Consider the following 4,077-nt stretch of genomic DNA (forward strand, 5'->3'; position numbering starts at 1 on the left):
CCATTCTGGTGTTTTTGTGTCTATTTCGTCTGCATAGCGGTTATTGCTGTTGCGTTTACGATGTCCTGGACCGAGCAGGCGCGCGAGAGGTCGTTTGCGGGTTTTGCGAGGCCTTGCAGGATGGGTCCTATGGCGGTGAGGCCTGCGAGGCGCTCGGCGATCTTGTAGCCGATATTGCCGGCGGCGAGGTCGGGGAAGACGAAGACGTTGGGCCGTCCGGTCAGCGGGCTTTCCGGGGCCTTCCTGGCCCGGATCGCCTCGTCGAGCGCGGCGTCGAACTGCATCTCGCCGTCGACCTCGAGACCCGGTGCGGCGGCGCGGATCAAGGCCAGGGCCTCGCGGATGCGGCCGAGGCTCGGATGCTCGGCCGAGCCGGCGGTCGAGAAGGAGAGCAGCGCCACCCGCGGCTCCTCGGCCAGGATGCGCCGGCAGCTGTCGGCGGCCGAGAGCGCGATGGCGGCCAGTTCCCGCGCGTCGGGCTGGATCACCAGCCCGCAATCGGCGAAGATCATCCCGCCCCTGACGGGCGCCCCGGGCCCGCAGGACAGCATCAGAAAGAAGCTCGACACGATGCCGGCCCCGGGCGCCTTGCCGATGATCTGCAGCGCCGCGCGCACGGTGTCGGCGGTGGTGGCGACCGCGCCGCCCACGGTGCCGTCGGCCTGGCCCAGCCGCACCCGCATGGCGGCCTGGCGGATCGGGTCGCGCATCTCGGTGAGCGCGCGCTCGGCGGTCATGCCGCGGGCGGCGCGCATGCGGTGCCAGTGGTCGGCCAGCTCGGCCAGGTCGGGGGCGCCGGCCGGGTCGATGCGGCCGGCGCCCGCGATCTCGGGCCCGCCCATCAGGGTGACGCGCGCCAGCCCCCCGGCCAGCAGGCGGCGGGCGGCCTCGGCGACGCGCGGATCCTCGCCCTCGGGCAGGATGATGTGGCGGTCCAGGGCCTTCGCGGCCTCGTGGATGCGGTCGAGCGGTTTCATGGCTTGCCTCCCCTAGCCCAGGACATGCAGGCCGATGGTGACGAAGACGGCCAGGAACACGGTTTCGGCCAGGATCAGCGCGATGGCGCCGGTGCCGACCTCGAACATCTTCTTCAGCGAGGTCTTGATGCCGACCGCGGCGATGGCGATCAGCAGCGCCCAGCGGGAGAGCTGGCCGGCCAGTTCCGAGACCGCGGCGGGCACCAGCCCCAGGCTGTTGAGCGCCGCCAGCACCAAAAAGCCGATGACGAAGCCCGGCAGGAGCGGCGGCGCCTTGCCGCCCCGGCTGTCGGCCAGCCCGCGCGCCCGGATCGCCAGCGAGAAGCACAGCACCACCGGCGCCAGCATGGAGACGCGGATCAGCTTGACCAGGGTGGCGGTCTCGCCGGCCTCGGGACCGATCGAGAAGCCGGCGCCGACCACCTGGGCCACGTCGTGGATGGTGCCGCCCAGGAAGACGCCGCTGTCGCGCGCGGTGAAGCCGAAGAACCCGGCCAGCATCGGATAGAGCACCATGGCCACGGTCGAGAGCACGGTGACCGAGAGCACGGTGAAGACCAGGTCGCGCTCGGATTTCTCGTGGCGCGGCAGCACCGCGGCGATGGCCATGGCCGCCGAGGCGCCGCAGATCGCCACCGAGCCGCCGGTCAGCAGCGCGAAGCGCCAGCCGCGGCCGACCAGCCGGCTGGCGGCGAGCGCGAAGAGGATGGTCAGCACCACCCCCGCCGCCACCAGCGCGATGGCGCCGGGTCCCAGCGCCGCCAGCATGCCGGCCGAGATGCGCGCGCCCAGGAGCGCCACCCCCAGCCGCAGCACGGTGCGCGCGGTGAAGGCGACGCCCGGGGCGGTGCGGGTGCCGTCCTCGGCCAGGAAGTTCAGCGCCAGGCCCAGCAGCAGCGCCAGCAGCATGGCCGGGGCGCCGTAATGGTCGGACAGGAACTGCGCCGTGGCCGCGACCAGGGCCGAGACCGCGAAGCCCGGAAAGGCCGCCTCGATCAGGCCGCGCGAAGGGATCATGGTGGAAATCATCGTGCTCACCGGGATGCGGGGATGGGGCCGGCGCAGAAGGCTCCGCGCCGGTCTGGGGTCATTCTGGGGTCATGCGGGCGCCGCCGCGGCCTGTCGCGTGCGGCGCGTCCCGCGCCGAGGGGGGCTCTGCCCCCCGCGCTGGCGCGCGCCCCCCGGAGTATTGGCCGAACAGAGAAGGCAGGGCGGGGCGAGGCAGGGCGGGGCGAGGTGGGGCGGGGAAGGCAGGGCGGGGCGGGACGCAGAAGGCGGGGTGCGGGGGCCGGGAGCCTCCGCACCCCGCACCCGATCAGGCGGCGCCCTGCTGCGGGCGCATGTCGGCCGGGTCGATGCCGGCCACCGCCACCGGCTTCTTCATCGCGTCGCGGCGGAAGGGCTCGCCCAGCTCCTGGTTCAAGAGCACCTCGATGAAGGTGGTCTCGCGGCCCTGCATCTGCCGCTCGACCGCATCGTGCAGCGCCGCCGTCAGCTCCTCCTGGCTGCGCACCTGCACGCCCACCAGCCCGCAGGCCTGGGCGATCTTCGCATAGGAGGTGTCGCGGTCGAGCTCGGTGCCGACGAAGTTGTTGTCGTACCACAGCGTCGTGTTGCGCTTTTCCGCACCCCACTGGTAGTTGCGGAAGATCACCATGGTGATCGCCGGCCAGTCCTCGCGCCCGCAGGCGGTCATCTCGTTCATCGAGATCCCGAAGGCGCCGTCGCCGGCAAAGCCGATCACCGGCACCTCCGGATTGCCGATCTTGGCCCCCAGGATCGCCGGGAAGCCGTAGCCGCAGGGACCGAACAGCCCCGGCGCCAGGTATTTCCGCCCCGCCTCGAAGCTGGGATAGGCATTGCCGATGGCGCAGTTGTTGCCGATGTCCGAGCTGACGATCGCCTCCTTCGGCACCGCCTGCATGATCGCCCGCCAGGCCTGGCGCGGGCTCATCAGACCGGCGTCGCGAGCCCGCGCCTGCTCGTTCCATTCGGTGCCGGGATCGTCCTCCTCGTGGTCCAGGCTCGACAGTTCCTGCGCCCAGCGGGACCGGGTCTGCGCCACCAGGTCGCGGCGCTCCTGCCGCCCGGCATCGCCGGCGGCCGGGGCCAGCTGCGCCAGGATGCCGCGCGCCACCTTGGCCGCATCGCCCTGGATGCCCACCGCCACCTTCTTGGTCAGCCCGATGCGGTCGGCATTGATGTCGACCTGGATGATCCTGGCATCCTTCGGCCAGTAGTCGATGCCGTAGCCCGGCAGGGTCGAGAACGGATTGAGCCGCGTCCCCAGCGCCAGCACCACGTCGGCCCGGGCGATGATCTCCATCGCCGCCTTCGAGCCGTTGTAGCCCAGCGGCCCCATGGCCAGCGGATGGCTGCCCGGGAAGCTGTCATTGTGCTGGTAGTTCGAGCAGACCGGCGCATCCAGCCGCTCGGCCAGCCCGACCAGGTCGGGAATGGCGCCCGACAGCACCACGCCGGCGCCCGACAGGATCACCGGGAACCGCGCCTCGGAAAGCAGCCTGGCCGCCTCGGCCACCGCCCGCTCGCCGCCCGCCGGCCGCTCGAAGCCCACCACCTGCGGCAGATCCACGTCGATCACCTGGGTCCAGAAATCGCGCGGGATGTTGATCTGCGCCGGCGCCGAGTTGCGCCAGGCCTGCATGATCACCCGGTTCAGAACCTCGGGGATGCGGCTCGGGTCGCGCACCTCCTCCTGGTAGCAGACGCAATCGGCGAAGATGCGCATCTGCTCCATCTCCTGGAAACCGCCCTGCCCGATGGTCCGGTTCGCCGCCTGCGGCGTCACCAGCAGCAAGGGCGTGTGGTTCCAGTAGGCCGTCTTGACCGGCGTCACGAACCCCGTCACCCCGGGGCCGTTCTGCGCGATCGCCATCGACATCCGCCCCGTCGAGCGCGTGAAACCGTCCGCCATCATCCCGGCATTCGTCTCATGCGCACAGTCCCAGAACGTGATCCCGGCCCGCGGAAACAGGTCCGAAACAGGCATCATCGCAGAGCCGATAATGCCAAAGGCATGCTCGATCCCGTGCAATTGAAGGGTTTTGACAAAAGACTCCTCAGTCGTCATCTTCATGGC

The 4,077-nt window shown here is 71.0% G+C and carries 3 protein-coding genes; all 3 read right to left on the reverse strand.

The features are described 5' to 3' along the window. Positions 1–20 precede the first annotated feature (20 nt). The gene (gene pta, locus QPR87_RS23285; RefSeq protein ID WP_285051540.1) at positions 21–977 is read right to left on the reverse strand and encodes a phosphate acetyltransferase; all 957 of its coding nucleotides are present in this window, start codon (positions 975–977) and stop codon (positions 21–23) included. A gap of 12 nt (positions 978–989) precedes the next feature. Further along, complete coding sequence (locus tag QPR87_RS23290; protein ID WP_011747340.1) at positions 990–2,006, reverse strand: YeiH family protein; 1,017 nt, start codon at positions 2,004–2,006, stop codon at positions 990–992. 286 nt (positions 2,007–2,292) lie between these two features. Further along, positions 2,293–4,074: a sulfoacetaldehyde acetyltransferase gene (gene xsc / locus QPR87_RS23295; RefSeq protein WP_011747937.1), complete on the reverse strand. Its 1,782-nt coding sequence runs from the start codon at positions 4,072–4,074 to the stop codon at positions 2,293–2,295. Between the last annotated feature and the right edge of the window lie 3 nt (positions 4,075–4,077).

It is taken from the genome of Paracoccus sp. SSJ, from assembly GCF_030234105.1.
Taxonomy (GTDB): Bacteria; Pseudomonadota; Alphaproteobacteria; order Rhodobacterales; family Rhodobacteraceae; genus Paracoccus; species Paracoccus denitrificans.